Source organism: Nocardioides sp. SRI_004, from assembly GCF_057586415.1.
Genome location: NZ_JBYCZV010000008.1, coordinates 174,882 through 200,841 on the forward strand (window position 1 = coordinate 174,882; position 25,960 = coordinate 200,841).

At 71.5% G+C, this 25,960-nt stretch carries 34 protein-coding genes; 27 read left to right on the forward strand and 7 right to left on the reverse strand.

Annotated elements, in window-relative coordinates:
* Nucleotides 1-20 precede the first annotated feature (20 nt).
* Genes AC2YHB_RS13215 through AC2YHB_RS13225 form a run of 3 tightly spaced genes read right to left on the reverse strand, consistent with a single transcriptional unit; the run spans nucleotide 21 to nucleotide 1,167 of the window.
* Nucleotides 21-707, reverse strand: a complete 687-nt coding sequence (locus AC2YHB_RS13215) for a hypothetical protein (protein ID WP_487354110.1) — start codon at nucleotides 705-707, stop codon at nucleotides 21-23.
* On the reverse strand, nucleotides 704-892 hold the full coding sequence (locus AC2YHB_RS13220; protein ID WP_487354111.1) for an excisionase family DNA-binding protein: 189 nt from the start codon (nucleotides 890-892) through the stop codon (nucleotides 704-706). Before AC2YHB_RS13220 ends, AC2YHB_RS13215 begins: the two co-directional genes overlap by 4 nt.
* On the reverse strand, nucleotides 889-1,167 hold the full coding sequence (locus AC2YHB_RS13225; protein ID WP_487354112.1) for a hypothetical protein: 279 nt from the start codon (nucleotides 1,165-1,167) through the stop codon (nucleotides 889-891). Before AC2YHB_RS13225 ends, AC2YHB_RS13220 begins: the two co-directional genes overlap by 4 nt.
* Nucleotides 1,168-1,434: 267 nt before the next feature.
* On the opposite strand from AC2YHB_RS13225, the gene AC2YHB_RS13230 reads away from it, so the two are divergent.
* From AC2YHB_RS13230 to AC2YHB_RS13250, 5 genes are all read left to right on the forward strand, one after another.
* On the forward strand, nucleotides 1,435-1,986 hold the full coding sequence (locus AC2YHB_RS13230) for a hypothetical protein (protein ID WP_487354113.1): 552 nt from the start codon (nucleotides 1,435-1,437) through the stop codon (nucleotides 1,984-1,986).
* Nucleotides 1,983-2,327, forward strand: a complete 345-nt coding sequence (locus tag AC2YHB_RS13235; protein ID WP_487354114.1) for a hypothetical protein — start codon at nucleotides 1,983-1,985, stop codon at nucleotides 2,325-2,327. Before AC2YHB_RS13230 ends, AC2YHB_RS13235 begins: the two co-directional genes overlap by 4 nt.
* A gap of 94 nt (nucleotides 2,328-2,421) precedes the next feature.
* On the forward strand, nucleotides 2,422-2,838 hold the full coding sequence (locus tag AC2YHB_RS13240) for a helix-turn-helix domain-containing protein (RefSeq protein ID WP_487354115.1): 417 nt from the start codon (nucleotides 2,422-2,424) through the stop codon (nucleotides 2,836-2,838).
* Nucleotides 2,839-3,315 (forward strand): hypothetical protein, encoded by a 477-nt coding sequence (locus AC2YHB_RS13245; protein WP_487354116.1) that lies wholly within the window; start codon nucleotides 2,839-2,841, stop codon nucleotides 3,313-3,315.
* Between the two features lie 31 nt (nucleotides 3,316-3,346).
* Complete coding sequence (locus AC2YHB_RS13250) at nucleotides 3,347-3,802, forward strand: ImmA/IrrE family metallo-endopeptidase (protein ID WP_487354117.1); 456 nt, start codon at nucleotides 3,347-3,349, stop codon at nucleotides 3,800-3,802.
* Between the two features lies 1 nt (nucleotide 3,803).
* Here the strand turns inward: AC2YHB_RS13250 and AC2YHB_RS13255 are convergent, their stop codons facing one another.
* Nucleotides 3,804-5,096 carry a tyrosine-type recombinase/integrase gene (locus AC2YHB_RS13255; RefSeq protein WP_487354118.1) on the reverse strand — a complete coding sequence of 431 codons (1,293 nt, stop codon included), beginning with the start codon at nucleotides 5,094-5,096 and terminating at the stop codon, nucleotides 3,804-3,806.
* Nucleotides 5,097-5,397: 301 nt separating this feature from the next.
* Here AC2YHB_RS13255 and AC2YHB_RS13260 point away from each other — a divergent pair, with 301 nt between their 5' ends.
* Nucleotides 5,398-6,132, forward strand: a complete 735-nt coding sequence (locus AC2YHB_RS13260; RefSeq protein WP_179651670.1) for a peptidase associated/transthyretin-like domain-containing protein — start codon at nucleotides 5,398-5,400, stop codon at nucleotides 6,130-6,132.
* On the opposite strand, the gene AC2YHB_RS13265 is transcribed toward AC2YHB_RS13260, so the two are convergent.
* From AC2YHB_RS13265 to AC2YHB_RS13275, 3 genes are read right to left on the reverse strand one after another with little or no spacing between them, the layout of a single operon-like run.
* On the reverse strand, nucleotides 6,129-6,938 hold the full coding sequence (locus AC2YHB_RS13265) for a sialate O-acetylesterase family protein (protein ID WP_487354119.1): 810 nt from the start codon (nucleotides 6,936-6,938) through the stop codon (nucleotides 6,129-6,131). The genes AC2YHB_RS13260 and AC2YHB_RS13265 overlap by 4 nt on opposite strands.
* Nucleotides 6,935-7,471 (reverse strand): hyaluronate lyase N-terminal domain-containing protein, encoded by a 537-nt coding sequence (locus AC2YHB_RS13270; RefSeq protein WP_487354120.1) that lies wholly within the window; start codon nucleotides 7,469-7,471, stop codon nucleotides 6,935-6,937. The genes AC2YHB_RS13265 and AC2YHB_RS13270 overlap by 4 nt, the downstream gene beginning before the upstream one ends.
* Entirely contained in the window at nucleotides 7,471-7,851 is a 381-nt protein-coding gene (locus AC2YHB_RS13275; RefSeq protein ID WP_487354121.1) for a hypothetical protein, read from the reverse strand. The genes AC2YHB_RS13270 and AC2YHB_RS13275 overlap by 1 nt, the downstream gene beginning before the upstream one ends.
* Before the next feature lie 127 nt (nucleotides 7,852-7,978).
* Between AC2YHB_RS13275 and yidD the strand changes: the two genes are divergently transcribed.
* The 21 genes from yidD to ruvB all read left to right on the forward strand — a co-directional run bounded on the left by yidD (nucleotide 7,979) and on the right by ruvB (nucleotide 25,868).
* The gene (yidD, locus tag AC2YHB_RS13280) at nucleotides 7,979-8,410 is read left to right on the forward strand and encodes a membrane protein insertion efficiency factor YidD (RefSeq protein ID WP_179651666.1); all 432 of its coding nucleotides are present in this window, start codon (nucleotides 7,979-7,981) and stop codon (nucleotides 8,408-8,410) included.
* 111 nt (nucleotides 8,411-8,521) lie between these two features.
* Entirely contained in the window at nucleotides 8,522-10,504 is a 1,983-nt protein-coding gene (gene thrS, locus AC2YHB_RS13285) for a threonine--tRNA ligase (protein ID WP_179651664.1), read from the forward strand.
* Nucleotides 10,505-10,506: 2 nt separating this feature from the next.
* Nucleotides 10,507-11,493, forward strand: a complete 987-nt coding sequence (locus AC2YHB_RS13290; RefSeq protein ID WP_179651662.1) for a glycoside hydrolase family 25 domain-containing protein — start codon at nucleotides 10,507-10,509, stop codon at nucleotides 11,491-11,493.
* 12 nt (nucleotides 11,494-11,505) lie between these two features.
* Nucleotides 11,506-12,234 carry a TetR/AcrR family transcriptional regulator gene (locus AC2YHB_RS13295; protein ID WP_051932210.1) on the forward strand — a complete coding sequence of 243 codons (729 nt, stop codon included), beginning with the start codon at nucleotides 11,506-11,508 and terminating at the stop codon, nucleotides 12,232-12,234.
* A 68-nt stretch (nucleotides 12,235-12,302) separates the two neighbouring features.
* Nucleotides 12,303-12,791: an HIT family protein gene (locus AC2YHB_RS13300; RefSeq protein ID WP_179652627.1), complete on the forward strand. Its 489-nt coding sequence runs from the start codon at nucleotides 12,303-12,305 to the stop codon at nucleotides 12,789-12,791.
* Nucleotides 12,792-12,801: 10 nt separating this feature from the next.
* Nucleotides 12,802-13,461: a phosphatidylinositol phosphate synthase gene (gene pgsA / locus AC2YHB_RS13305; RefSeq protein ID WP_036544961.1), complete on the forward strand. Its 660-nt coding sequence runs from the start codon at nucleotides 12,802-12,804 to the stop codon at nucleotides 13,459-13,461.
* Between the two features lie 32 nt (nucleotides 13,462-13,493).
* On the forward strand, nucleotides 13,494-14,399 hold the full coding sequence (pdxS, locus tag AC2YHB_RS13310) for a pyridoxal 5'-phosphate synthase lyase subunit PdxS (protein WP_179651660.1): 906 nt from the start codon (nucleotides 13,494-13,496) through the stop codon (nucleotides 14,397-14,399).
* Nucleotides 14,400-14,639: 240 nt separating this feature from the next.
* The gene (locus AC2YHB_RS13315; RefSeq protein ID WP_179651658.1) at nucleotides 14,640-15,176 is read left to right on the forward strand and encodes an alternate-type signal peptide domain-containing protein; all 537 of its coding nucleotides are present in this window, start codon (nucleotides 14,640-14,642) and stop codon (nucleotides 15,174-15,176) included.
* A 29-nt stretch (nucleotides 15,177-15,205) separates the two neighbouring features.
* A complete protein-coding gene (locus AC2YHB_RS13320; RefSeq protein ID WP_179651656.1) occupies nucleotides 15,206-15,949 on the forward strand; it encodes a signal peptidase I in 744 nt (247 codons plus the stop codon).
* Entirely contained in the window at nucleotides 15,946-16,644 is a 699-nt protein-coding gene (locus tag AC2YHB_RS13325) for a hypothetical protein (RefSeq protein ID WP_179651654.1), read from the forward strand. The genes AC2YHB_RS13320 and AC2YHB_RS13325 overlap by 4 nt, the downstream gene beginning before the upstream one ends.
* Nucleotides 16,631-17,236 (forward strand): SipW-dependent-type signal peptide-containing protein, encoded by a 606-nt coding sequence (locus AC2YHB_RS13330; RefSeq protein WP_179651652.1) that lies wholly within the window; start codon nucleotides 16,631-16,633, stop codon nucleotides 17,234-17,236. Before AC2YHB_RS13325 ends, AC2YHB_RS13330 begins: the two co-directional genes overlap by 14 nt.
* Nucleotides 17,233-18,561, forward strand: a complete 1,329-nt coding sequence (locus tag AC2YHB_RS13335; RefSeq protein ID WP_179651650.1) for a signal peptidase I — start codon at nucleotides 17,233-17,235, stop codon at nucleotides 18,559-18,561. The genes AC2YHB_RS13330 and AC2YHB_RS13335 overlap by 4 nt, the downstream gene beginning before the upstream one ends.
* A 37-nt stretch (nucleotides 18,562-18,598) precedes the next feature.
* Complete coding sequence (locus AC2YHB_RS13340) at nucleotides 18,599-19,228, forward strand: hypothetical protein (protein ID WP_179651648.1); 630 nt, start codon at nucleotides 18,599-18,601, stop codon at nucleotides 19,226-19,228.
* A 7-nt stretch (nucleotides 19,229-19,235) separates the two neighbouring features.
* Nucleotides 19,236-19,931, forward strand: a complete 696-nt coding sequence (locus AC2YHB_RS13345; protein ID WP_179651646.1) for a hypothetical protein — start codon at nucleotides 19,236-19,238, stop codon at nucleotides 19,929-19,931.
* Entirely contained in the window at nucleotides 19,928-21,298 is a 1,371-nt protein-coding gene (locus tag AC2YHB_RS13350) for a LamG-like jellyroll fold domain-containing protein (protein ID WP_179651644.1), read from the forward strand. The genes AC2YHB_RS13345 and AC2YHB_RS13350 overlap by 4 nt, the downstream gene beginning before the upstream one ends.
* Nucleotides 21,295-22,260, forward strand: a complete 966-nt coding sequence (locus AC2YHB_RS13355) for a S24/S26 family peptidase (protein ID WP_179651642.1) — start codon at nucleotides 21,295-21,297, stop codon at nucleotides 22,258-22,260. The genes AC2YHB_RS13350 and AC2YHB_RS13355 overlap by 4 nt, the downstream gene beginning before the upstream one ends.
* The gene (gene pdxT, locus AC2YHB_RS13360) at nucleotides 22,142-22,717 is read left to right on the forward strand and encodes a pyridoxal 5'-phosphate synthase glutaminase subunit PdxT (protein WP_179651640.1); all 576 of its coding nucleotides are present in this window, start codon (nucleotides 22,142-22,144) and stop codon (nucleotides 22,715-22,717) included. Before AC2YHB_RS13355 ends, pdxT begins: the two co-directional genes overlap by 119 nt.
* Nucleotides 22,718-22,782: 65 nt before the next feature.
* Complete coding sequence (locus AC2YHB_RS13365; protein WP_036544974.1) at nucleotides 22,783-23,550, forward strand: YebC/PmpR family DNA-binding transcriptional regulator; 768 nt, start codon at nucleotides 22,783-22,785, stop codon at nucleotides 23,548-23,550.
* 90 nt (nucleotides 23,551-23,640) lie between these two features.
* A complete protein-coding gene (ruvC, locus tag AC2YHB_RS13370) occupies nucleotides 23,641-24,186 on the forward strand; it encodes a crossover junction endodeoxyribonuclease RuvC (protein WP_036544977.1) in 546 nt (181 codons plus the stop codon).
* Entirely contained in the window at nucleotides 24,183-24,782 is a 600-nt protein-coding gene (gene ruvA / locus AC2YHB_RS13375) for a Holliday junction branch migration protein RuvA (RefSeq protein ID WP_179651638.1), read from the forward strand. Before ruvC ends, ruvA begins: the two co-directional genes overlap by 4 nt.
* Nucleotides 24,783-24,788: 6 nt before the next feature.
* Nucleotides 24,789-25,868: a Holliday junction branch migration DNA helicase RuvB gene (ruvB, locus tag AC2YHB_RS13380; protein WP_179651636.1), complete on the forward strand. Its 1,080-nt coding sequence runs from the start codon at nucleotides 24,789-24,791 to the stop codon at nucleotides 25,866-25,868.
* The last annotated feature ends 92 nt before the right edge of the window (nucleotides 25,869-25,960 follow it).

Sequence of the window (25,960 nt, forward strand, 5' to 3'; positions counted from 1 at the left end):
TGTTGCGGGGGACGTTCGGTTCAGGCGCTGTTGAGCAGCTCCCGGTCGCCGGGGGTGACGTAGCCGCCGGCGCGGGCCCGTTCCTGGGCCTTCTCGATCGCGATCGACTTCCGCCGCTGCTTCTCGGCGAGGCGCCGGTTGAACACCTCGGTCTCGCGGGCAGCCTCGACCGCGGCCCGCTCGTCGTCGGTCATCGCCGCCGCGGTGAGCCGCCGGCGCCGGTCCTCGACAGCGTCGTACGCCGCGAGCAGTGCCCGCCCGGTGTCGCTGGTGGGCCGGATCGGCTTCGGACCGTGTACCCGCATCAGCAGGGTCGCGACCTGGTAGGTCTCGTCGACGGTCTGGCACCACGCTGCGGCGAGCTGGAGGTCGGCGACGGTGAGGTCGCCGTACGCCTCCAGCCACTGCTCGCGGGTGTCGAGGGGGAGGTCCCGGCCCGCCCCCAGACGGTCCGGGAGTCGGTGGGTGCAGGACCGGCAGAACCGGCGGCCGCTCACCGCGGCGGCGACGTCGCCCACACTGCGGCCGACGACCTGAAGGCGCCGTGTCCGGGTCCCGCAGAATGGCCGGGCCGTCGCGGCGACTGCGCGACCAGAACGGGTGAGTGCTCCGGGGTGGAAGTGGACGACGCCGCGCGGCCTGGCGACGAGGGTGACGTGCTCGTGCAGCGCCGCGACGATGCGGACGCTCAGCGCGGGCCCCGTCATGACGCCTTCTCGGCGGTCGGCACGGGGGAGAGGAGTGCCTCGACGTCGGCGACGTCAACGCGGAGCAGCCGCGAGCCCTTGATGCGCTCCGCGGGCAAGCTGCCGTCGGCGATGCGGCGCCGGACCGTGTCGACTGAGACGCCGAGCATCTTCGCCGCCTCTTGGAGGCTGATCCGAGTGGTCACGCCGCCTCCTCCCGGTTGCGGGGGACGTAGTTGGTCGTCAGCGCACCGGCCCGAAGGCCGTACGCAACCTCCAGGGCGTCGAGTACGGGCCGCGAAGCTCCGCGAAGTCCGTTCTCGATGGCCGACAGCGCGCCTCGGGTGAGGGACTTGCCGAGGACCTCGGACGCCGCCTCGCAGACCTCGTCGAGCGTCTTACCCGACAGGTAGCGAACGTCCTGAAGAGAGACGTGCGGGGGAGTTCGCCGCTCCCGCTGCTGGTCGTACTTGGTGGCCATGGCCAAACCTTAGGCAAAGTCGGCAAAGTTTGGCTAGAGATTGGCCAGATGTCAGCAAACTTGGCTCCCACCTGCGGAACCACATAGGTGTAGTTCCCAAGCGGTCTGACGTGGGAGGATGGGGTTTGCCAAACCGGCCCAAGGTTTGCCGAAGATTTCTAGGAGGGTTGCCCCATGACAGATCCGGGTGCCCCTCGCGCTGACTTTTTCTACCTCGGTCAAGTCGTCCTCCGGTGGCGGACGGCGATGGGGCGATCGCAGCGAGAAGTGGCTGATCTCGGCGGTCCCAGCGACACCACCCAGTCGGCGATCGAGTCCGGCGAATGGCAGAGCCAGAAGCCCGCACAGACCCTGCGGAAGATCGACACCGGGCTGGCGTGGACCGAAGGCACCGCTAAGCGGGTTCTCTTCGAGCAGTACGACCCGTTCGAACACGTGGATTTCGTCGTCAATAGCGAGACCGGTCGGTTCGAGCCGGCACCGCCAGTGGCGCCCCCGCTTGACCACGACGACCTCGCGCCCCGGGTCAACGGCTTGGACCGCCAGGTCGACTACCTGGCTGAAGAAGTCATCGACTTGCGTCAGCGGATCGAGAGCCTGGAGCGCGTCATCGACATCATGATCGGCGGCGGTCCTGCGCCCGACGCTGACGGGGCCGGTGGCGTGAACGCCGTCGTCGAGCTGCGTAAGGCGCCTCTCGCACCTCAAGCGGAAGCCGCCCGCGACACCGGTCGCAAGGGCAAGGTGCAGAAGGCGCGGGAGAAGCAGGATGAGGTCGGCCAGGAGAGCCAGGATCCCGGGGGGATGAACCCCGCGTGATGGAGTGGAAGTACCCCGCGCCCGTCCTGCGCGAGTTGCGGAAGATGAGGCTCATCCCCAACGAAGTGGCTCGGATGACCAAGGTCATGGAGCGATTCGCGAAGGACGAGGCGCAGCCTAAGGATCACAAGGAACTGCGTGACGGGGTCGAGGAGATCCGGATCTCCGGTGATCGTCGCGCCATCCGCCTGTACTTCGGTCGGGTCGATGAGGGCCTCGTGCTCCTGTGCTTGCACGTGCACTTCAAGAAGAAGGATCTCGACCGCGACGCGGTCGACCTAGCCGCCACCCGGCTCGCCTCGTACCTCGAAGGCGAGTGGGGAACAGACGAAGAGGAATGATCGTTTCAACTTGCGGTATCGCGTATTGGCGATATCGTGAATGACGTCGGGAGCCCTCCAACGGCTCCCGGGAGCCCCCGAAGGACCGCCAGCCATGACTGAAACTCAGCGCGCCCTAGAGCGCGACCTGTTCGCCGCAGCCGGCCTCGCTGACGACCCGACCGTCGGCGCCGCCCTGGAAGACGCCGAAGAGCACGTCCGCCTCATCGAGAAGCTGATCGCCGCCCGTGACGCTCGGAAGATGCGCCAGAAGGACGTCGCGAAGCGGATGGGTACCACTCAGTCGCGCGTCTCCAACATCGAGCGCCTCGGCGGCGATCCGCGCCTGTCGACCGTAATGCGCTACAGCCGCGCCGTGGGCCTGCGACTCCGCTTCGTGACAATGGCGGCCGACGACGTGCCATGCGGATGGCAGGACGGTGGCACGATCACCGTCGACACAGGCGGGCCTACGGTCAAGATCGCCACGCGCCGCGACTGGGAATCGGCCGTCGCGCCCGTGGGGGCCTGAGTGACCGAATCCGAGGTTCCCACGGTCGATGACCTCACGGAGGCAATCGGCCTGCTCGAGATCGCCGGCGTTACTGCGTTCGGACTCTCAGTGCAGCGCACGGAGGACGAGAACGGCAACTTCGTTGAGATCGACGAAGACGACGAGTCGCCGATCGAGCTCAGTCAGCTGCAGGTGTTCTTCCGAGACACCGAGGAGTTCCTGACCGTGCGGGTCCGGACCGATCAGCCGACCCCGGGCGCGATGGTGCAGATCGACCTGGCCGTGGCATACCGCAAGTCGCAGACGTTTCAGCTCGCCGACGAGCTCCGGGAGCGCTTCATCCAGATGTACGCGATCCACGCACTCTTCCCCTACATCCGGCAGCACGTCCAAGACCTCACGACACGGGTCGGGGTGCCGGCAGTGTTGCCCATGATCCGCCTCGGGCAGGGGAAGTTCTCGCCGCTCAACGTCGACGACGACGAGGAGCAGTGATCTGTCGGCGGCCCTCTCTAGGGTCGCCGACATGCTCGACCGCCACCGTTGCCGTGATCGCCGAGGCCACCACCCGTGGCGCTTCATCGGCCAGTTCACCGACTGGAAGGTGGAGTGGGTCAACTGGCTGCCGGAAGGACGGTGGGGGCTCACTCTGCACAGCGAGAAGCGCGTCCTGATGGCAGAAGGCCTGGACCAGGCGGAGAGGCGCGGCACGATATGCCACGAGAGCGGCCACATCCTGCGTGGTCCGTTCAGCGTCTGCAGAAAGCTCTACGAGGAGTCACTGGTCGAGCGGCAGGCGGCACGTCTGCTGATGCCCTCGGTCCGGAGGATCGGCAACGCGCTCGCCTGGAACCACGCCGACTACGAGCGCACCGCCGAAGACCTGTGGGTCGACGAGCAACTCCTCAACGTCCGGCTGTCCACGCTGGCGCCCCGGGAACGCGCCTGGCTCTCGGAGCAGATGGACACGATCCTGCTGTAGGTCACCAGCCGCCGGCCTCGGCCAGGTCGCTCAGCTTGTCGGTGAGCATGTTCATCCGCGACTGTGCAGCGCGCACGTACCGCAGCGCCGCGGCCGGGGTCGAGTCGCCGAGGAACTCCTGCACCTCGGCGACCTGGGCACCGGCCTGCGCGAGCAGGGTCGCGCCGGTGGCGCGGAGGTCGTGGAAGTGCAGCTCGGGGTGCCCGGCGGCGGCGCGGGCGTGGTACCAGCCACGGTTGCCTTCGCGGACGACGCGCTCGCGGGACTTGCCCTTCGCCTCGGCGCCCTTCCCGTAGGCCGGAGCACGACCGTAGAAGGTCGAGGGGGAGAGGTGGGCGCCGCCGCGGCCGGGAAAAAGCAGCGCGTCCGGTCTCCGCTCGACGTGGTACTTGAGGTGCTGGGTGAGCGGCTCGACGAGCGTCTTCGGGATCCGCTGGTTCCGCATGCCCTTGGCGGACTTCGGGTCCTTGACGTGCACGCCGGCCTCCTTCGACCGCGAGACCGCCCGCCGGACCCGGATGACGCGGTGCTCCAGGTCGACGTCGCTGCGGCGCAGCTCGAGGACCTCGCCGATCCGTAGGCCGGTCCACAGGCCGATGAGGATCGCCGCCCGCCACTGGGGTCGGATGACCTCCAGCATCGTGTCAACGCCCTCCGATGTCGCGAGCTGTTCCCGGTTGGCGGCGGGGGAGGAGCCGGCGCCGCGAATCGTGAACGGGTTCGTCCGGCCAGCGACCGGGCCGTCGGCGCTGATCGCGGTGTTCATGACCGCGCGCGCGAACGAGTAGGTGTGGGCCTTCGTGGTGCCGCCGTCGGTCCTGCGGCCCTGGTGGCGCTTCGTCTGCGGGGTGAAGTCGTCGTACCAGCCGGCGACCAGACTGGGGGTGATCGCGTCGAGCGGCAGCGTCGCGAACGGCTGGAGGTACCGCTCGAGCAGGTCGCGGTAGTGGTCGCGGGTCCGGGCTGCCAGCGGCCGGCCCTTGACCTTCCGGTCGGCGATCCACTGCTCGGCGTACGCGCCGAACAGCGGCATCCCGGAGTTGTCGCGCTGCGCCTTGCGGATGCTCGGGGGCGTCCAGGTGCCCGCCGAGATCAGGCGCCGCTCATCGGTCAGCCAGGCCTCGGCGTCGAGCTTCGTGTCGAAGGTGTGTGGCGCGGCGTGACGGACCGGCGTCGGCTTGCCGGTGCGCGAGATCCCCACGGCGCCGTGTGGGTCGCCGTAGAATGCTTGCCATCGTCCAGACGGCAGCTTGCGGGCGCGGCCGAAGCCTCGCGCTCCTTGCTTTCCAGCCACGACTGGCCCCTTCCCAGTAGCGCTCAGCGTGCTACCAACGTGCTATCGCCATGCTATCTGGTGCCTACTCTTGCCCACTCCTGCATTCTGGTGAAGGCGCACGTTTGTGCAGCTCAGAGGCCCTTTCGGGCTGGTCGGCGGTTGGGTCCCAGGATATCAGGTGCACTGGTTCGAACCCAGTATCGCCCACCCAGCACCACCACCCAGTACCACCACCCAGCACCACGCAGGAGCCGCGCCGAAGAGCGCGGCTCTCGCCGTTTTCCTGCGCTACGACGCCCGGCGGGCCTACAACGGACCCATGAAGCGACTTCTCGTGGTCCTCCTCGGCCTCGCCGCCGCCCTGGCGGCCCTCACCGCGGTGCCGACGGCATCCAGCGCCGGTGCTCCAGCCGGCTCATCAGCACGGGCGGCCCAGGCCGCTCCCGCGCCCATCACGGGGCGCCTCGTCTACGACTTCGACGACGTGCGCCCCGCGGCCGGCGTACGGATCGAGCTCCGCTCCGGTCCGGGCGGCACGATCATCGGCTCGACGACCACCGACAGCGAGGGCCGGTTCTCGGTCGTGCGCACCGGGCCCCTGCCGGCCGGCGGCTCCTACGTCCGGGTGGTCGGCAACAACTGGGTCCAGGGCGGCATCGTGGGCGGCAACAGCAGCCCCCGGTACGTGGAGGCGAACTTCTCCTTCGCCCGTCGCTATGCGGACGGCACGGCACTCGGCCGGGTGTGGGCGTTGCCGTCCTTCGTGCGTGGCCAGGTCGTCGACGCGGCCACCCTCGCGCCGGTCGCCGGCGCCCGGGTCAACCTGCGCCGCGCCGTCGACAACGTCCGGGTCGGCACGGTGCTGACGGCGTCCAACGGCACCTTCCGGATCTACCCGGTCGACGGCGAGGACTTCAACCTCCAGGTCAACGGCCTCGCGGTCGGCCACGAGCTCGGCTACCGCGCCTGCAACGCCCAGCTGGTGCCGACGATCGGTGAGGCGTGCGGCGCGCCGATCGGCTACATCGGCCGCGTGTACGCCGACGCCCTCTAGAGCGCCTGGCGCAGCCGCTGGGCGATGGTCGGCCCGGTGGGAGCCGGCGGCGCACCCTCGGCGAGGAGGCCGAGGTGCGTCGCCACGGCGCGGGCCGCGTGGGTGCCCATGTGGTTGAGCCCTGCCTGCGCGTAGTGCAGCGGGTCGCGCATCCAGCCGCGCGCGGGGAAGAGGTCGCACTGGGTGTAGGTCATCGTGAAGCCCTCGCCGAGGCAGACCGCGTCCTGGGCAGCCCGCACGGCGGCGTACCCGTCCCGGTAGCCGCTGCGGTCGCCGAGGCGCAGCACGAAGACCTCGCCGGGCAGCACCGCCCCGGCGAGCCACGCGCCGAGGGCGCGCAGCGCGTCCGTGTACGCCGCCCGCAGCCCGCCGACGTCCGGGTACTGCTGGGCGTCCTGCTCGCCCTGGTGCCACACGACGCCACGCCACACCGGCTCCCAGCCGGCGTCCGCGAGGTCGCTCAGGGCGCCGTTGAAGCGCGCCGCGGCGGCCTCGCGCAGGGTCCCGGCCGGCGACCAGGACCCGTACGGCGCAGGAGTTCTCTCCACCAGGGAGGCGCCGCCGGAGGCAGCCGGGACGACGCAGGCGGGGCGCCCCGACGCGGCCGTGAAGGTGTCCAGGAAGGCCGGCCAGGCCGAGCCGCTCGACGCGCCGAGGCACGGGTCGAGGACCGGCGTCACCAGCTCGCCCGGGCCGCGGTGCTCGAACGCGAGGCCCGCCAGCGTCACGGGCGCGAGCGCCGCCGCACCCCGGCCCTCGGCGTTCGACTGACCCGCGATGCCGAAGACGTCGATGGGGCCGGTCATGAGGAGTCGTGGTCCGGGTCGTCCCCGGAGTCGGACAGCGGGAACGGCCCGCCGGCGGCCTGCTGGACGTTCATCCGCCCGGCCGCGCGCCACACGACGAGCCGCTCGAGCGTCCCCGGCTCCGCGTCGACGTCCACCGCGGCGGCCCCGACCCAGCTGGAGGGCAGGGTCACCCCGCGCCCGCCGGTCGCGTCCTGGACGAGCTCGACGGTGACGGACTGGCCCTCGACGAATCCGGCGTCGGTCAGCGCCACGTCCCCGCCGAGGTCGAGCGAGAAGTAGGTCGCGACGACCGGGTCCAGCGCATAGGTCCCACCGGTGAGCGACTCGACCCGCACCACGTCGAGCGCGGGCTGGGGCGCGGCGAGCGCGCCGGCGTCACGGAACTCCGGCAGGTCCAGCCAGGCCCGGGTGCCGTCGCCGATGCGGAGCGCACCCGTCGTCGTGTCGACGCCGGGCTCGCCCTGCGCGAGGACCGGGTTCGCCGCCGTCCACTGCGCCGCGGTCCCGCGACGCAGCCGGATCGTCGTCATCAGGGACGTCCGCCGTCGATGACCGCGGGCACCGGTGCGACCGGCTCCGGCGCCAGCGGTACGGCGGACGTCGGCACCCCGCGCAGGAGGAGCACGAACCGCTGGGTGCCGCCGAAGGTCGTGCCGATGCGTGGCCTCAGCACGACCGCCCTGCCGTCGAAGGGGTTGATCGCCTTCACCGTGTAGCGCGACCCCGTCCGGACGACCGCCGAGATGCGCACGACGAGGCCGCCGGGGCCGACGACGACGTCACCGGCGCGCAGCGCAGAGACCGGTACGTGCGTCGTACCGGTCGTGGCCGCGTCCGCCTGGGAGCCGCCCGCGGCAACGGCACCGCCGGCGAGGAGCGAGGCGAACAGCGCACGGCGTGCTGTCCCCATGGCCGGTGAGGCTAGGGGCGCCGGTCCCGCGCCGTGCCGGAACGCCGGACATTTTGCCTTCGCGAGGCGTGATCCGGACGACACTGGCTAGGCTCCGGCCGACGTGACCGATCGGGAGGGTTGACCCATGGGGTGGTGGCGCGATCGCCGCAACCGGCGGAGCCGGAGGAAGCGCGGACGCGACTGCGCGGACGGCGCGTGCGACGTCGCGGAGTGCGCCGACTGCAGCCCGTTCCTGCTCGGGCTCGTGCTGGCGACGCTGGCCGGCTACCGCACCACGCCGCCCGTGGCGGGCGCGCGGGGGACCACCGGGACGCTGCTGCGCCTCATCCGGTCCTACCAGGTCAACGTCTCCGCGCACCGGCCCGCGGTCTGCAACCTGACGCCCACCTGCTCCCACCACGCCTTCGCGGCCGTGCAGGAGCGTGGCCCCGCGGCCCTTCCCGAGGTACGCCGCCGGCTCCGCCGCTGCGCCGAGGCGGGCCGCGCACGCCGCGCCGCCGCCGGCTCGGACCGGGGCCCGGACCGGGGCGGAGATCGGGGCGCGGAGAGGGGCTGAGCCCGACGGGGGTCCCGGCGCGGGAATCGGCTGCGTGCCGGCCCGCGGCGGCCGATACGATCGACGTACGTCCGCAACCGTGCGGTCCGCCTCTCCAGAAGGAGCTCCTCCGTGTCCGACATCAAGGTCGTCGTAGTGTCCGCCGATGCGCGCCGGGACTCGACGGTCACCACGGGCACGAAGGCCTGGGAGCTGTTCCGCGACGACGCCGACGTGATCGCCGCGCGTGTCGGTGGCCAGCTCAAGGACCTCTCCTACGAGCTCGCCGACGGTGACGAGGTCGAGGGCGTGGCCATCGGGAGCCCCGACGGGCTCGACATCCTGCGCCACTCGACCGCGCACGTGCTGGCCCAGGCGGTGCAGCAGCTCTACCCCGAGGCCAAGCTCGGCATCGGCCCGCCGATCCAGGACGGCTTCTACTACGACTTCGACGTGCCGGTGCCCTTCGTGCCCGAGGACCTCGCGAAGCTCGAGAGCGCGATGCGCAAGATCGTCAAGGAGAACCAGCGCTTCGACCGCCGGGTCACCACCGACGAGGACGCGCTGGTCGAGCTCGCCGACGAGCCCTACAAGGTCGAGCTGATCGGCCTCAAGGGATCGGCCGCGGACGCCGCGGAGGGTGCCTCCGCCGAGGTCGGCGCGGGCGAGCTGACCATCTACGACAACATCAACCGCAAGGGCGAGGTCGCCTGGAAGGACCTCTGCCGTGGGCCGCACCTGCCCACCACCAAGCGGATCCCGGCGTTCAAGCTGATGCGCAGCGCGGCGGCGTACTGGCGCGGCGACGAGAAGAACAAGCAGCTCCAGCGCATCTACGGCACCGCCTGGCCGAGCAAGGAGGAGCTCGACGAGCACCTCCACCGGCTCGAGGAGGCCGAGCGGCGCGACCACCGCAAGCTCGGGCGCGAGCTCGACCTGTTCTCCTTCCCCGACGAGATCGGCTCCGGCCTGCCGGTGTTCCACCCCAAGGGCGGCGTCATCAAGCGGGAGATGGAGGACTACGTCCGCCAGCGCCACATCGAGGAGGGCTTCTCCTACGTCGGCACCCCGCACATCACCAAGGACGGGCTGTTCCACACCTCGGGGCACCTGCCGTACTACGCCGACACCATGTTCCCGCCGATGGAGTTCGAGGGCACGAACTACCAGCTGAAGGCGATGAACTGCCCGATGCACAACCTGATCTTCAGCAGCCGCGGGCGCTCCTACCGCGAGCTGCCGCTGCGCCTGTTCGAGTTCGGCAGCGTCTACCGCTACGAGAAGTCGGGCGTGATCCACGGCCTGACCCGCGTGCGCGGCTTCGCGCAGGACGACTCGCACTCCTACTGCACCCCCGAGCAGGCGCCGGCCGAGGTCAAGCACCTCCTGGGCTTCATGCTCGGCGTGCTCAAGGACTTCGGGCTCGACGACTTCTACCTCGAGCTCTCGACCCGCGACGACTCCAAGCCCGACAAGTTCGTCGGCTCCGACGAGGACTGGGCGACCGCCACGAAGGTGCTCGAGGACGTCGCGGCCGAGACCGGTCTCCAGCTCGTGCCGGACCCGGGCGGCGCCGCCTTCTACGGGCCGAAGATCTCGGTCCAGGCCAAGGACGCCATCGGCCGCACCTGGCAGATGGGCACGGTGCAGTACGACTTCAACCAGCCGGCCCGCTTCGGTCTCGAGTACACCTCGTCCGACGGCTCGAAGCAGCAGCCGGTGATGATCCACTCGGCGAAGTTCGGCTCGATCGAGCGCTTCCTCGGTGTCCTCGTCGAGCACTACGCCGGCGCCTTCCCTCCGTGGCTCGCGCCGGTGCAGGTCGTCGGCATCCCGGTGGCCGACGCGTTCACCGACTACCTCTACGACGTCACCGACCAGCTCAAGGCGCGGGGCATCCGGGTCGAGGTCGACGAGTCGGACGACCGGTTCCAGAAGAAGATCCGCAACGCCCAGCTGCAGAAGATCCCGTTCATGCTCATCGCCGGTGGCGAGGACGTCGAGAAGGGCGCGGTCAGCTTCCGCTACCGCGACGGCCGGCAGGACAACGGCGTCCCGATCGCCGAGGCGATCGAGCGCGTGGTCGCCGCCGTGGAGAGCCGGGAGCAAGTCTGACCATGGGACGCAGGGGGCCGGCGGTCGTCGTACTCACGGCGCTGCTGCCTGCCCTCGTGGCCTGCGGCGGCTCGGACAAGCCGTCCGGTGCGCCGCCGCGCCCGCCCGTGTCGACGACGGCCACGGCCAGCCCCAGCGACAGCGGCAAGCCCGGGGGAGACGCGGGTGACCCCGGTGCCGACGCCAGCGACCTGGCGAAGGCGGCGGAGGACCTCGCCCGCGAGGGCAGCCAGCCCACGAGCGACATCGCGCCGCGCGACGGCGAGGTGCTCGGTGGCGACGTGAGCTGGCCCCAGTGCCCGAAGGGGACCGGCATCCCCCAGAAGCAGGGCAAGGGGCTCCCGATGCCCCTGCCGACGGCCGAGTACGTCGTCCTGGGGCTCACCAACGGGCCGGGCTTCACGCCCAACCCGTGCCTGGCCGACCAGGTGCAGTGGGCGAAGGACAACGACGTCCTGGTCGCCGTCTACGCCGTGTCGTCGTACCCGAGCGCCGCGACGTTGAGGGACGAGGGCGCCAACGGCCCCTACGACGCCTCGACGACGATCGGACAGCTCAAGAACGTCGGCTACGCCCAGGCCCGCTTCAACATCGGCACCATGGCCACCGTCGGGCTGCTCAGCCCGATCGTGTGGATCGACGTCGAGCCCGTGCCCGACTTCGAGTGGAGCGGCAACCTGCGCGCCAACGCCGCCGTCATCGAGGGAGTCGCCCGCGGCTACGTCGACGCCGGCTTCCGGATCGGGGTCTACTCGACGCCGAGCCTCTACGAGCGGGTCGTCGGCGACTTCGACCTCGGCGGCGTGCCCGAGTGGCGCGCGGCGGGCCAGACGTCGAAGGCGGAGGCACTCAACAGGTGCGGCGACGACTGGTCGATCCAGGGCGGCACGGCCGTGATGGGACAGTGGGTCGCCTTGCAGCGTGACCAGAACGTCACGTGCCCCGGCGTCGCCGCCGACCTCGGCCAGTGGTTCCACCGCTTCACGTGAGAGGGTTTCGCAATGAGCTCGGAGAGTGGTGAGCTGCTCGACGGACGCCGTCGGCGCTGGCAGGAGCACAACCAGGTACGCCGCCAGGTGATCATCGACGCCGCGATCGCGGTGCTCGAACGCCAGGCCCCCGGCGAGGACTTCCAGGTGCAGGACGTCGCCGACGAGGCGAAGATGAGCCGCACGGTCATCTACCGCCACTTCAGCGACCGCTCGGACCTCGACCGCGCCGTGCAGACCGAGATCTGCGAGAACATCGGCGCCCAGATGCTCCCCGCGCTGTCCTACGACGGCACGCCGGACCAGATCATCCACCGCATCGTCGGCGGCTTCGTCCGCTGGGCCGAGGCGCACCCGTCGCTCTACTGGTTCGGCGAGCGCGACCTCACCCAGTGGGGCCCGAGCCCGCTCAGCCAGGCGGTCCAGCAGGTCGCCGAGGGCATCGAGGGCATCATGACGATCGTCGTGGCGGCCCTCGGCGTCGAGCTCTCCGAGGACGACCGCGCCGCCCTCGACCCGTGGGTGTTCGGCATGATCGGCGCGGTCTTCGCCGCCGTGCGGCGCTGGCTCGAGCGCGACGTGCGCGAGCCGAGCACCGAGGCGACGATCAACATCCTGTCGGAGTCGATCTGGCTGCAGATCAACGGCATGGCGCTGTCGCGCGGGCTCAACCTGCCGGACCTGCCCGTCGCCGACCTGCTGCAGATGCTCTCGCACTCGACCTCGTCCGACGACCAGTGACGGCAGTGAGGAACGGGAACCACGTGGCCGACCCCGACGGGCTCGAGCGGCTGTGGACGCCGCACCGCATGTCCTACGTGCGCGGCGAGGAGGACGTCGAGCCGCCGGCCCACGCCGAGCCCCGCCCGGCCTGCCCCTTCTGCCGGATCACCCGTGACCCGGCGACGTCGACCGACGACGCCCTGGTCGTCGTACGCGGGGAGGCGGCGTACGCCGTGCTCAACCTCTACCCGTACAACCCGGGCCACCTGATGGTGCTGCCCTACCGCCACGTCGCCGACTACACCGACCTCGACGACGCCGAGACCGACGAGGTCGCGGCGCTGACGAAGGCCGCACTGCGCACGATCCGGGTCGTCTCGCAGCCGCACGCGTTCAACGTCGGGCTCAACCTCGGGGGAGCGGCCGGCGGCTCGCTGTCCGGTCACCTGCACCAGCACGTCGTGCCGCGCTGGTCGGGCGACGCCAACTTCATGACCGTGATCGCGGGCACCAAGACCCTGCCGCAGCTGCTCGGGGACACCCGCGATCTGCTCGCCGAGCACTGGCAGGGGTAGGTTTCGCGCCGTGTTGGAGCGCTTCAAGGAGTTCTGGGCCGGGACCGTGCTGCACCCGTTCGTGCGGCTGTTCATCCGGATGGGCATCAGTCCCGACGCGGTCACCCTCGTCGGCACGCTCGGCGTCAGCGCCGGCGCGCTGATCTTCTTCCCGCAGGGTGAGCTGCTCATCGGCGTCCTGTTCATCACGGCGTTCGTGTTCAGCGACCTGATCGACGGGCGGATGGCCCGCGAGATGGGCCGGGTGTCGAAGTTCGGCGCCTTCTGGGACTCGACCCTCGACCGGATCGGCGACGGCGCGATCTTCGGTGGTCTCGCGCTCTACTTCGCCGGCACGGGCAAGGACCAGGGCGACAGCTACCTCTACCTCTGCGTGACCCTGTGGTGCCTGGTCATGGGCTCGGTGACGTCGTACGCCCGGGCTCGCGCCGAGTCGCTCGGCATGGACGCCAAGGGTGGCATCGCCGAGCGCGCCGACCGCCTCGTCTCGATCCTGGTGATGACCGGCCTCGGCGCCCTCCTCGACCTGCCGATCCTCATGTACGTCACCCTCTGGGCGCTCGCCGCGGCCAGCACCTACACGGTGGTCTTCCGGGTCCTGAAGGTGCGCCGCCAGGCCCTCGCGGCGGAGGCGGCGACCGAGCCGCCCACGGGGGAGCCCCAGGCGTAGTCCCGGCGGCCCGCGGCCGTACGATTGGTGCCATGAGCGAGCAGGCAGAGCCCACTTCTGGGCAGGGCACCACCCGGGTCAAGCGCGGCATGGCCGAGATGCTCAAGGGTGGGGTCATCATGGACGTCGTCACCCCGGAGCAGGCGAAGATCGCGGAGGACGCCGGCGCGGTCGCGGTGATGGCGCTCGAGCGTGTGCCCGCCGACATCCGCGCCCAGGGTGGGGTGTCCCGGATGAGCGACCCCGACATGATCGACGGGATCATCGAGGCGGTCTCGATCCCGGTGATGGCCAAGGCCCGGATCGGTCACTTCGCCGAGGCGCAGGTGCTGCAGTCGCTGGGTGTGGACTACATCGACGAGTCCGAGGTGCTGACCCCGGCCGACTATGCCAACCACATCGACAAGTGGGCCTTCACGGTCCCGTTCGTGTGTGGTGCGACCAACCTGGGTGAGGCGCTGCGGCGGATCACCGAGGGTGCGGCGATGATCCGGTCGAAGGGCGAGGCCGGCACCGGTGACGTCTCCAACGCGGTGACGCACATGCGCACGATCCGTGCGGAGCTGCGCCGGCTGACGGTGCTGTCCGACGACGAGCTGTACGTCGCGGCGAAGGAGCTGCAGGCGCCGTACGAGCTGGTCGTGGAGGTGGCCCGGAGCGGGAAGCTGCCGGTGGTGCTGTTCACCGCTGGTGGGATCGCGACGCCGGCGGATGCGGCGATGATGATGCAGCTGGGTGCCGAGGGTGTGTTCGTCGGCTCGGGGATCTTCAAGTCGGGCAACCCGGCGCAGCGCGCCGAGGCGATCGTGAAGGCGACGACCTTCTTCGACGACCCGGACGTGGTCGCGAAGGTCTCGCGTGGTCTGGGTGAGGCGATGGTCGGGATCAACGTCGACGAGCTGCCCCAGCCCCACCGCCTCGCCGAGCGCGGCTGGTGACTCCTCGCTGAACCACGCGGGCAACCACCCGCATGACCCATCGGAGCCATGGTCCTGACACGTCAGGACCATGGCTCCGATTTATTTACCGGGCCAATGTCCCGGTTTCCCCGCGCCTGCATGACCGTCCGTGATTGCCTTCGTTTCGGATTCCGAGGCGCTCCCGCGTCGGAAAAAGTCAATCCCTCACAACTGAGAGCCAGACCTGGGGACAACGCAGGCATGGGGACTGGAGAACCAATGAAGAAGACGACGAAGGGCGCACTCGCCGCCGGCGGCGCGGCCGTGCTGCTCATGGGTGGCGCCGGGACGCTCGCGTTCTGGACCGCCGACGCTGACGTCGAGGGCATCGCTGCGACCGCGGGCGAGCTCAAGATCATCAACGACACGTGCGCGGACGCCGACTGGGTGTTCGACAGCGGCGAGGACGAGGCCAGCAAGGTCTGGGAGGCCGGCGACCTCATCGTCCCCGGCGACACCCTCACGAAGACCTGCTCGTTCGAGGTCCAGGCGACCGGTGAGCACCTGCGCGCCAACCTCGACGTCACGGACCCGACCCGTGGCGGTTCGCTGACGGGCACGAACCTGACCATCGACGACTCGTTCCAGATCGACGGGACCGACGTGGCCGACGGCGTCATCACCGAGGCCAACGACGGCGACGTCGTCGACGCGTCGATCACCATCACCTTCCTGGGCACCGCGGGCAACGGCACGCAGACCCAGAACGTGACGCTGAGCGACTTCGGCTTCTCGCTGACCCAGGTCCACAGCTGATCGCTCCCGGCGATCACGGCGTCTGACGGGTGGCACCCACGGCACGAGCGACGCTCGGTTGGCTCTGGCAGGTCGTGCTGTGGGTGGTGATCCTCGGTGTGGTCGTCATCCTGGCGGCCGCGGTCCTCGTGCCGCGGCTCGCCGGGGCGACGCCGTACACGGTGCTCACCGGCTCGATGGAGCCGACCTACCCGCCGGGCACGCTGGTGGTGGTCAAGCCCGTCGACATGGACGAGATCGCCGTCGGCGACGTGATCACCTACCAGCTCGAGTCCGGCAAGGCGACCGTCGTCACCCACCGGGTGGTCGGGGTCAGCAACCGGTTCGACGGAACGACGCAGCTGATCACGCAGGGCGACGCCAACGACGACCCGGACCCGCTCCCGGTCGCCGAGGTCCAGGTCAGGGGCCGGCTGTGGTACTCGGCGCCGTACCTCGGACGACTCAACAACGTGCTGTCGGGCCAGGAGCGTCAGTGGGCCGTCTTCGGCGTCTCGGCGGCGCTCATCGGCTACGCAGCCTTCATGTTCGTCACGGCACTCCGTGACCGCCGGCGGGTGAAGAGGGAGTCGCCGGAGCCGGTCACTGAGGGGTCGACGGATCCGGCAGCACCAGCAACGTCAGCAGCACCAGCACGACCCGCAGCACTCGCACCACCTGGGAAGAACCGCCGGCCCGCGCCGGCGTTGGCGGCAGGAATCCTCCTGCTGGCCGTCGTGGTCCTGGTCCGCACCGGGACCCGCAGAAGAGCAACAGGAAGGGCTTCATCGTGATCCGGCGTCTCGTCGCACCGATCGTGTCCGTCGCCATCGCGACGGTCACGCTGGCTGCCGCGCCGGCGCACGCCGACGACGAGATCGGGTTGAGCCGCGACGGCGTCAGCTGGAGCACCGAGCTCACCGCGCCGCTCTTCGAGCCGTCGTTCCGGTTCGTCCCGGGCGACCAGGAGGTCCGCTCGTTCCGGGTCCGCAACGACGGCCCCTCCGCCGGCGTGCTCACGGTCGACGTGGTCGCGAACGACCCCGACCTGCTGCTCGCCGACGACGACTTCACGCTCGAGGCACGGATCGGCAACGGTGCCTGGCTCCCGGTCGAGGCCGGCACGACGCGGGCCGCGACCGAGCTCGAGGTGGCCGAGGGCGCCCAGACGCGAGTCTCCGTGCGTGCGACCTTCGACTGGGACTCCACCCGCCAGGTCGACTCCGTCCCGTTCCGGATCAGGCTCACCCTCTCCGAGGACGGCGACGTCGGAGGTGTCGACGAGGGCGACGGCGACGGGTCCGGCTCCGGTGACGGTGACGACGGCCAGGTGGGCGGCGTGCAGGACGGCCTGCCGGGCACCGGTTCCGCCGTCGCGCCCGGCCTCCTGTGGCTCGCGGCCGCGCTCGTCGGCACCGGTCTCGCACTGGTCCGACGCCGCGACCGCCGCGACCGTGACGAGGAGGTGGTCACCGATGGACAGGCCTGATCCCCGGCACCGTGCGCAGCGCGCCCGCTGGTTCGGCCGCGGTCGCACCCGGGCCCTGCTGTCGGCGGGCCTGCTGCTCGGCGCGGGTGCCGTCGCCACCTCGGCGTACTGGCACAACGCGGCGACGGTGGAGGGCGTGGCCGTGCAGGCCGGCGCCGTCCACATCGACCTCGCCACGAACAACAAGGTGAAGCCCGAGACCTACGTGTGGAGCGACCTCTCCGGCAGCATCCCGGCCTCTGGCGGCTCGGTGGCCAAGGTCCTCCGGGTCCGCAACAACAGCACCGGGCGGCTCACCTTCGGGTACACCGTCTCGGCGACCGCCACGGGCACGCTCGGTGCCGCGCTCAAGGTCACCGTGCGCAAGGGAGGAACCGTGAGCGGCTCGACGTGCACCGGCGGGACCGTCGTCGGCACCGCCAACGCGAACCTCAACGGCTACAGCGCCCCCGGTGGCAACCTCGCCGCGACGTCCGTGACCCCGTACCACGACCTTTGCGTGCAGGTGACGCTCCCGTCCGGTTCCGGCGTCGGCGGCTTCCAGTCGTCCAATGTCGCGTTCACCTTCGCGGCGACGCAGGTGATCGCATGACCCGGGTGGCGCGCTGGGGCCGGGAGGCCGTGCTGTGGACGGGCGGCGTGCTGGGCGCCCTCTGCCTGGCCGGCTTCGTCGCCGGGTGGCTCTTCCACGTCACTCCGCTCGTCTTCGTCTCCGGGTCGATGAGCCCCTCCTACGAGGCCGGTGCGCTGGGCGTCGCCCGGGAGGTCCCTGCCGCGGACATCTCGGTCGGGGACGTCGTCAGCGTGGTGGACGCCCAGGGCCACCGGGTCACCCACCGGGTCGTGGCGGCGGTGCCGTCGGGCGACGGCGTCGCGCTGACCCTGCAGGGCGACACCAACAACGTGCCGGACGCCGAGACCTACGTCGTGGACGCGGCCGATCGCGTCGCCTTCGGGATCCCGTACGCCGGCCGCGTGCTCAGCGCCGCCTCCAGCCCTGCCGGGCTGCTGGCCGCGGGGCTGCTCGTGGCGGCTGCCGCCCTCCTCGGGTTCGGCCACCGCGGCGGCGGCGCCCGGCGTCGTACGACGGGCGCCAGGCGGCTGGTCGTGCCCGCCGGTCTCGCTTCGGTCCTCGCCGTCGGCGGCGTCGTCGGTGTGACCGGCGGTGGTCCGTGGGCCTTCACGTCGGCGGTGTGGACGGACACCGCGACAGCGACCGCGACGATCACGACGCCTGACACGACGCCCCCGGTGCTGACGAGCCCGGCGCCCAGCAACGGCGCGACGGGTACGAACTGGGCAGCGCTCTCGTGCTCGTCGAGCGCCAACCAGGTCTGCGTCAACGCGACCGACACGGCCGGCTCCGGCGTGAGCGCCGTGGCGGTGAAGCTGGTACGCACCAGCGGCACCGTCCAGTGCTGGGACGGCTCGGCCTTCGTCAACGGCACCGCGTGCGCGGCCCAGCCGATGACCGTCGTGTCGGGAGCGCAGTACCGCTCCAGCGGGCTCACGGCGGCGCTCATGGTCAACGGGACCTACCAGGCGACGTACTCGGCCTCCGACGTCGCCGGCAACACGGCCACGCCGCTGGTCACCACGTTCACGGTGGCGGCGCCGGTGCCGGTGACGCCGGTCATCACCGGCTGCACGACCATCAACGGCAACAACCCCTACAACCTGACGTGGACCTGGTCCGGCTCGGGCAACCCCGACTCGTTCAAGCTCTACTACGGCGGTGGTGGCAGCTTCCGCACCCCGACCACCTTCGCGGGGACGGCGCGCAGCGGCCAGACGCAGTCGATCAACAACGAGGCCGGGACCTTCCGACTGGTCGCCGTCACCGGGGGCGTGGAGTCGACGCTGTCGAACGCCGCCAACTACTCCGGCAACGGCAACAAGAACTGCTCGGTGTCCTGAGTCCTCAGCCGGGCGGCGGCGCGGCCGATGAAGGGGCATGACCACTGCCCGTTCCCGCGACCGTCGCCGCAGCCTCGCGCTCGTCGGTGCCGGCGCGATCGCCGCGGTCCTCCTGGTCCTCGGCGTGAGCGGCACGCTGGCCAGTTGGACCCGCGCGATCATCACCAACGACACCAACACCCTCGAGGCGGCGCAGGCGCTGGTCCTCGAGGAGACCGGACCCAACAGCGCGGTGTGCACGTCCACCGACGGCGGTGGGTCCGCCAACACGTACACCTGCTCGACCATCGACAAGTACGGCGGCACCGCGACGCCGCTGGAGCCGGGCGACCACCAGTCGGTGACCGTCACGCTCACGAACACCGGCACGGGCAGCGGCCCGCTCGCGCTGGGACCCGGCGCCTGCGCGACGTCCGGGGGGAGCCCGACCGCGACGGCGAGCATCTGCGACGTCGCGCTCGTCACGGTCGTCTGCACGGCACCCAGCGCGCTCGACACCACCGGGGCCCCCGTCGTGCTCTCGGCCTTCGGCGACCAGGCCGTCGTCGCCAGCCTCGACGCGGGGGACTCGACGGACTGCACCTTCGACGTCTCGCTGCCCGCGTCCGCGTCGCCGCAGGTCTCGGGGCAGACCGCGACGCAGCCGCTGGTCTGGACGCTGGGGTGATGGCGCCGTGGCGCCGACGCACCGCCACGCCGCACGGCGCCGGTGGCCGCGCCCGGGCCCGCGTGGCCTCCTCGCCGGCGCCTGCGCGACCGCGGCCGCGCTGCTGACCCTCGGCGTCAACGGCACCCTCTCGGACTGGACGAGCGCGGTGCTGACCAATGGCACCAACACGGTCGCGACCACGACCGCGGTGATCCTCCAGGAGGTCGGCCCCGACGGCACCGCGGGTCACGTCACGCAGACCTGCCGGTCCAGCGACGGCGCGGCCAACTCGGCGACCTGCACGACGATCAACAAGTACGGCGGCACGACCTCGCCCCTCGCGCCCGGCGGCAGTCAGGTGAGCGACGTGGTGTTCACCAACCTCGGCGCGGCCAACGCGTCGAGCTTCGTGCTGACCCCGGGCACGTGCGCGTCCAGCCCGTCGAGCGGCACGCCGACACCCAACAACCTGTGCACCACCGACCTCACGGTGGCGGTCAGCTGCTCGAGCGGGTCGTCGTACTCGGCGGGCGCGGCCTGGACCGACCTCGTGTACGCCGCCGGCTCGGCAGCCAGCATGCCGACGCTGACCCACACGCCGGGCCTGGCGTCCGGCGCCTCGGCGACCTGCCGGATCACGGTCGCGCTGCCCGGGGGCGCATCCGTGCTCGACCAGGGCGTCACGGTCAGCCAGCCGCTGAGCTGGACGCTGAACAAATGACGCGGCCGGGCCGCTGGACCGTCGCGGTGGCGGCGCTGGCGCTGCTCGGCCTCGCCACGGGGACGTCCGGGACCCTGTCCGGCTGGACGTCGGCGGTGGTCGCCAACAGCACGGACACCGCCGCCTCCGGAACCCTCGCCGTGACGCATGCCCACACCGGTGGGCCCTGCGTCGGCGGGCCGCGCACGGCCACGGTCGCGTGTCCGGGCTCCCTGGCGCCCTCGTCCGGAGCGCCCGCGAGCGCGGGGGACACGATCACCAACGACAGCGGCCGTGCGATCACCCAGAGCCTGGCCACCGCCTCGTGCGGCCCGGTCCGCTTCGCCAACACCCAGCAGGCGGGCGACCCGCTCCTGGCGCGCAACGCGGTCGCCTTACAGCGGGCCGACCCGTGGGGCAGCACGTCCTCGGCACAGTTCTCCGGATCGGGCTACGCCACCGACATCGTCGGCACCAACGGCTCGGGCCTGCTCGGCCTGCTGTCCAACAACTACTCGCTGGGCGTCTGGTTCAACGCGTCCGACGCCCAGGGCGGTGGGCTGCTCAGCCTCAGCAGCAGCCTGTCCAACGGCAGCGGCGCGGCCAACCCGGCGCTCTGGCTCGACCAGAACGGCAAGGTCCGCTACGCGGTGTCGAGCACGCTCGGCACCACCCAGGGGGCCAGCTCGTCGTCGTACTCGTCGGGCTGGCACCTCGCGGTCCTCACCGTCTCCAAGGCGGTCCTCGGCGTGACCATGACGATCACCCTGTACGTCGACGGCAACGTCCAGGCGTCGAGCACCGTGCTGGCCCTGCTGACCGGCACCAGCGGCTACTGGCACCTCGGCTGGTCGGACTTCACCGGCCTGACCGCGCCTCCGTCGTCGTCCTTCCACGGGCGCCTGTCCGGCGCGTTCGTCAACCAGTCGACCGCGCTGTCGGCCGGCACCGTCGGCACGCTGTACGCCGCCGCCAGCGCCACTGCCTACCGCACGTCCCTGGCCGGCACGGGCGGGACGGCGTCGATCTGGATGCTGGGCGACGACGGCCTGACGACGTACACGGGGACGCTGCCGGGAGCGATGGCCGACCCGTGCAGCCAGGTGCTGGCGACCCTGGCCTTCACCAACCCGGCAGCCACTGTCGGGCCGATGACCCTGACCGCGCTCGTGGCGCCCGCGTCGAACCCCCGCACGGTCGCGGCGCCGGCGGCGGGGCAGGCGCAGTCCCTGACCACGAGCTCCGCGCGCGGGCCGGGCTACAGCACCGACATCACCGGCCTGCGCCTGCTGGTCCCGCTGACCTTCACCTACGGCACCAGCCCGGCGACGAGCTGGACCATGGCGATGCAGTGGACCTCCGACCCGGCCATGGTGTTCCTCGCATGAGCCGGCGCCGGGCCGTGGTCGCCCTGCAGTGGACCCTCCTCGCCGTGCTGGTCGCGGCCACCGCCGCCGCGGGCGCGTGGCGGGCGGGCGGTGGGCACTGGGAGCGGGTGGAGACGGCCTCGATGGGGACCGTCGCGCCGGTGAACTCGCTGCTGTGGGTCGAGCCCGTGGACATCGGCTCCCTGCACGTCGGCGACTTCGTGACCTTCCACCCGCCGGGCGGCGACGTCACCTACAGCCACCGGGTCGCCGTCATCCACGCGGACGGCAGCATCGGCACCCAGGGGGCGATCACCGCACCCGACCCGTGGCGGATCACCCAGGCGGACCTCGTCGGCGAGGTGGTGTGGACGTGGCCGGGCGTCGGCTGGCTCGTCGTCGCGGCGCCCCTGCTGCTCGTCGGCGGCCTCGTCCTGGCCGCCGTCGCGTGGCTGGTCCGGTCGCCGACCTGGCGCACGCCCGTCCTGGTCGTCGGGGGAGCGGTGCTGCTCTGCGTGGCGATCGTCGTCCACCGGCCCTTCATGCGGGCCCAGGAGCTCGGGTTCGCCGAGGTCGACGGCGGGGCGCGGGCGACGTACGTCTCGACCGGGCTGGCCCCCGTCCGACTCCAGGCGCACCGCGGCGCGCACGTCGACCTGACGGACGGCGAGGTCGGCTCGGTGCTGATCACCCACCGCGACGACGACGGCCGATACGGCATCACGATGCACCCGCGCGTGCCGCTGTGGTGGTGGGCCCTGCTGGTGCTCGCCTGCTTCCTGCCCGCGCTCTGGAGCGTGGTGGCGGGACCGGCCGGACGGCCGCCGCCGGGACGCGACGACCACCGCCCTAGGATCGGTGCCCATGCCGTCGATCGGAGTCTTCGCCCTGCAGGGCGACGTCCGCGAACACCTGCACGCCCTGACCGCGTTGGGCGCCGACGCCTTCCCCGTACGCCGCCCCGCCGAGCTCGAGCGTTGTGACGGGCTGGTCCTCCCGGGCGGCGAGTCGACGACGATGGCCAAGCTGGCCCGCACGTTCGAGCTGCTCGACCCGCTCCGCGAGCGCGTCGCGGGCGGCATGCCGACCTTCGGCACCTGCGCGGGGATGATCCTGCTCGCCGACCGCATCGAGGGCGGGACGGTCGGGCAGGAGACGATCGGCGGCCTCGACGTGACCGTCCGGCGCAACGCCTTCGGGCGCCAGGTCGACTCGTTCGAGGCCGACCTCGACTTCACCGGCCTCGACGCGCCGGTGCACGCCGTGTTCATCCGTGCGCCGTGGGTGGAGGCGGCCGGACCGGCCGTCGAGGTGCTCGCCGAGGCGCACGGGCACCCGGTCGCCGTACGCCAGGGGCACCTGCTCGCCACGTCCTTCCACCCCGAGGTGGACGGGGACGGCCGGGTGCACCGCGTCTTCCTGGAGATGGTCGCCGGATAGACTCGCACGGCTGTTCCGGCGGTGCCGGGCAGCAGGGAAGTCGTCGAGGTAGAAGAGGGACGGAAATGTCTGGCCACTCCAAGTGGGCAACCACGAAGCACAAGAAGGCCGCGATCGACGCCAAGCGCGGCAAGCTCTTCGCGAAGCTGATCAAGAACATCGAGATCGCCGCGAAGATGGGTGGCCCCGACCCGTCCGGCAACCCGACCCTGTTCGACGCCATCCAGAAGGCGAAGAAGCAGTCGGTCCCCAACAAGAACATCGACTCGGCCGTGAAGCGCGGCGGCGGCCTCGAGGGTGGCGGCGTCGACTACGAGACGATCATGTACGAGGTCTACGGCCCGCAGGGCGTCGCGCTCCTCGTCGAGTGCCTCACCGACAACCGCAACCGCGCCGCGATGGAGGTCCGCACCGCGGTCACCCGCAACGGCGGCACCATGGCCGACCCCGGCTCGGTCTCGCGCCTGTTCACGCGCAAGGGCGTCGTCGTCGTCGCCAAGGCCCAGGAGGGCAAGGAGATCTCCGAGGACGACATCCTCGAGGCCACCCTCGACGCGGGAGCGGAGGAGGTCAACGACCTCGGCGACAGCTTCGAGGTCCAGTCCGAGGCGACCGACGTCGTCGCGGTCCGCTCGGCGCTGCAGGAGGCCGGCATCGACTACGACTCCGCCGAGGTCCAGTTCGTCGCCTCGATGGACATCCCCGTCGCCGACCCGACGGCGGCCGGGAAGGTCTTCAAGCTCGTCGACGCGGTCGACGACCTCGACGACGTCCAGAACGTCTTCTCCAACGCCGACATCCCGGACGAGGTCCTCGACCAGATCGAGGAGTGACGGGGCGCCGGCCGGGCGTGTCCCGGCCGGATCGCACGTCCTTTCGTCTACCTTGGTCTCCGAACACATGTTCGGACGGAAGGTGACGACGTGCGCGTGCTCGGGATCGACCCGGGACTGACCCGGTGCGGCCTCGGTGTGGTCGACGGCTCGATCGGCCGGCCGCTGACGCTGGTCGACGTGGGCGTCGTACGCACGTCCGCCGAGCTCTCGGTCCCGGAGCGGCTGGTCACGATCGAGAAGGGCATCGACGCCCGGCTCGACGAGTTCCGGCCCGACGCCGTGGCCATCGAGCGGATCTTCGCCCGCTCCGACGTCAGCACGATCATGGGCACCGCCCAGGCCGCCGGCATCGCGATGGTGTGCGCCGCGCGGCGCGGGCTGCCCGTGGCCCTGCACACCCCGAGCGAGGTGAAGGCCGCCGTGTCCGGCAACGGACGCGCGGACAAGGCGCAGGTCGGGGCGATGGTCACGCGCATCCTCCGCCTCGACGCGATGCCCAAGCCGGCTGATGCCGCCGACGCGCTGGCGCTCGCGATCACCCACATCTGGCGCGGCGGCTCGCAGGCGCGCATCGACGCCGCGCTGGCCGCATCGCGCGCCACCCGTTCCCGTCTGCCCGGAGGAGTCCGATGATCGCATTCGTGCGCGGCAACGTCGCTGCCGTCACCCTGTCCAGCGCCATCGTCGAGGTCGGTGGTGTCGGCCTCGAGCTGATGTGCACGCCGGGCACCATCGCCCAGCTCCGCACCGGCCGTCAGGCGACGCTGCCCACGAGCATGGTCGTGCGCGAGGACTCCCTCACCCTCTACGGCTTCGCCGACGAGGAGGAGAAGGCGATCTTCGAGCTCGTCCAGACCGCCTCGGGCGTCGGTCCGAAGGTCGCCCAGTCGATCATCGCCGTGCTCTCGCCCGACGGGGTCCGCACGGCCATCGCCACCGAGGACGTCAAGACCCTCACCAAGGTGCCCGGCATCGGCCAGAAGGGCGCCCAGCGGATCATCCTGGAGCTCAAGGACCGGATCGGCGCCCCCATCGGCGCGACGGGCGGCGGTGCTCCGGTGGCGGCCGCTGCCTGGCGCGACCAGGTCCACCAGGGACTGGTCGGCCTCGGCTACAACGCCAAGGACGCCGAGAAGGCCGTCGACGCGGTCGCCGACCAGGCCGATGCGGGCTCGCCGGACGTCGGCGCGCTGCTGCGCGCGGCGCTGCGCTCGCTCTCGAAGGCGTGATCGGTCGTGCCCTTCCACGAGGACGAGCTCGCCGCCGCTGAGGAGGTCCACCTCCGCTCGCTCACCGCTGCCGAGGCGGAGGGCGACGAGCGGGCCGTCGAGGCGGCCCTGCGCCCGCGCAGCCTCGACGAGGTCGTCGGCCAGGTGCGCGTGCGCGACCAGCTGGGCCTGGTCCTCGAGGCCGCTCGGCAGCGGGGGAGGGCGCCCGACCACGTGCTGCTCTCCGGTCCGCCCGGGCTGGGCAAGACGACGCTGGCGATGATCATCGCCCACGAGATGTCCGCGCCCCTGCGCATCACGAGCGGGCCCGCCATCACCCACGCGGGCGACCTGGCGGCGATCCTGTCCGGGCTCAACGAGGGCGAGGTCCTCTTCGTCGACGAGATCCACCGGATGTCGCGACCCGCGGAGGAGATGCTCTACCTCGCGATGGAGGACTTCCGCGTCGACGTCGTCATCGGCAAGGGACCGGGAGCGACGGCGATCCCGCTGGAGATCCCGCCCTTCACCCTCGTCGGCGCGACCACCCGGGCGGGCCTGCTGCCGGGTCCGCTGCGCGACCGGTTCGGCTTCACCGCTCACCTCGAGTTCTACGAGCCCGCCGAGCTCGACCTGATCGTCGGCCGCTCGGCGGGGCTGCTCGGCGTCGAGCTCACCGCTGAGGGCTCGGCCGAGATCGCCGGCCGCTCGCGTGGCACGCCACGCATCGCCAACCGCCTGCTGCGCCGGGTGCGCGACTACGCCCAGGTCCGCGCCGACGGCACCGTGACGCGCAGCGTCGCCGAGGCCGCCCTCGACCTGTACGAGGTCGACGGGCTCGGCCTCGACCGGCTCGACCGCGCCGTCCTCGACGTCCTGTGCCGCCGCTTCGGCGGGGGACCGGTGGGCGTCTCCACGCTCGCGGTCGCCGTCGGCGAGGAGCGGGAGACCGTCGAGGAGGTCGCCGAGCCGTTCCTCGTGCGCAACGGCTTCCTCGCCCGCACCCCACGGGGCCGGATCGCCACGCCGGCGGCCTGGGCGCACCTCGGGATGCCGGCGCCGTCGTACCCGACGGACGAGGCGACGCCGACCCTCTTCGAGGACTGACCCCGCCGATCCCGCGGCGGCTGGGGTCCGTGGCTACACTTCCCTGTCGGCCCGCCCCTGCCACGCAGGAGCGGTGCTCATCCCTGCCCCGC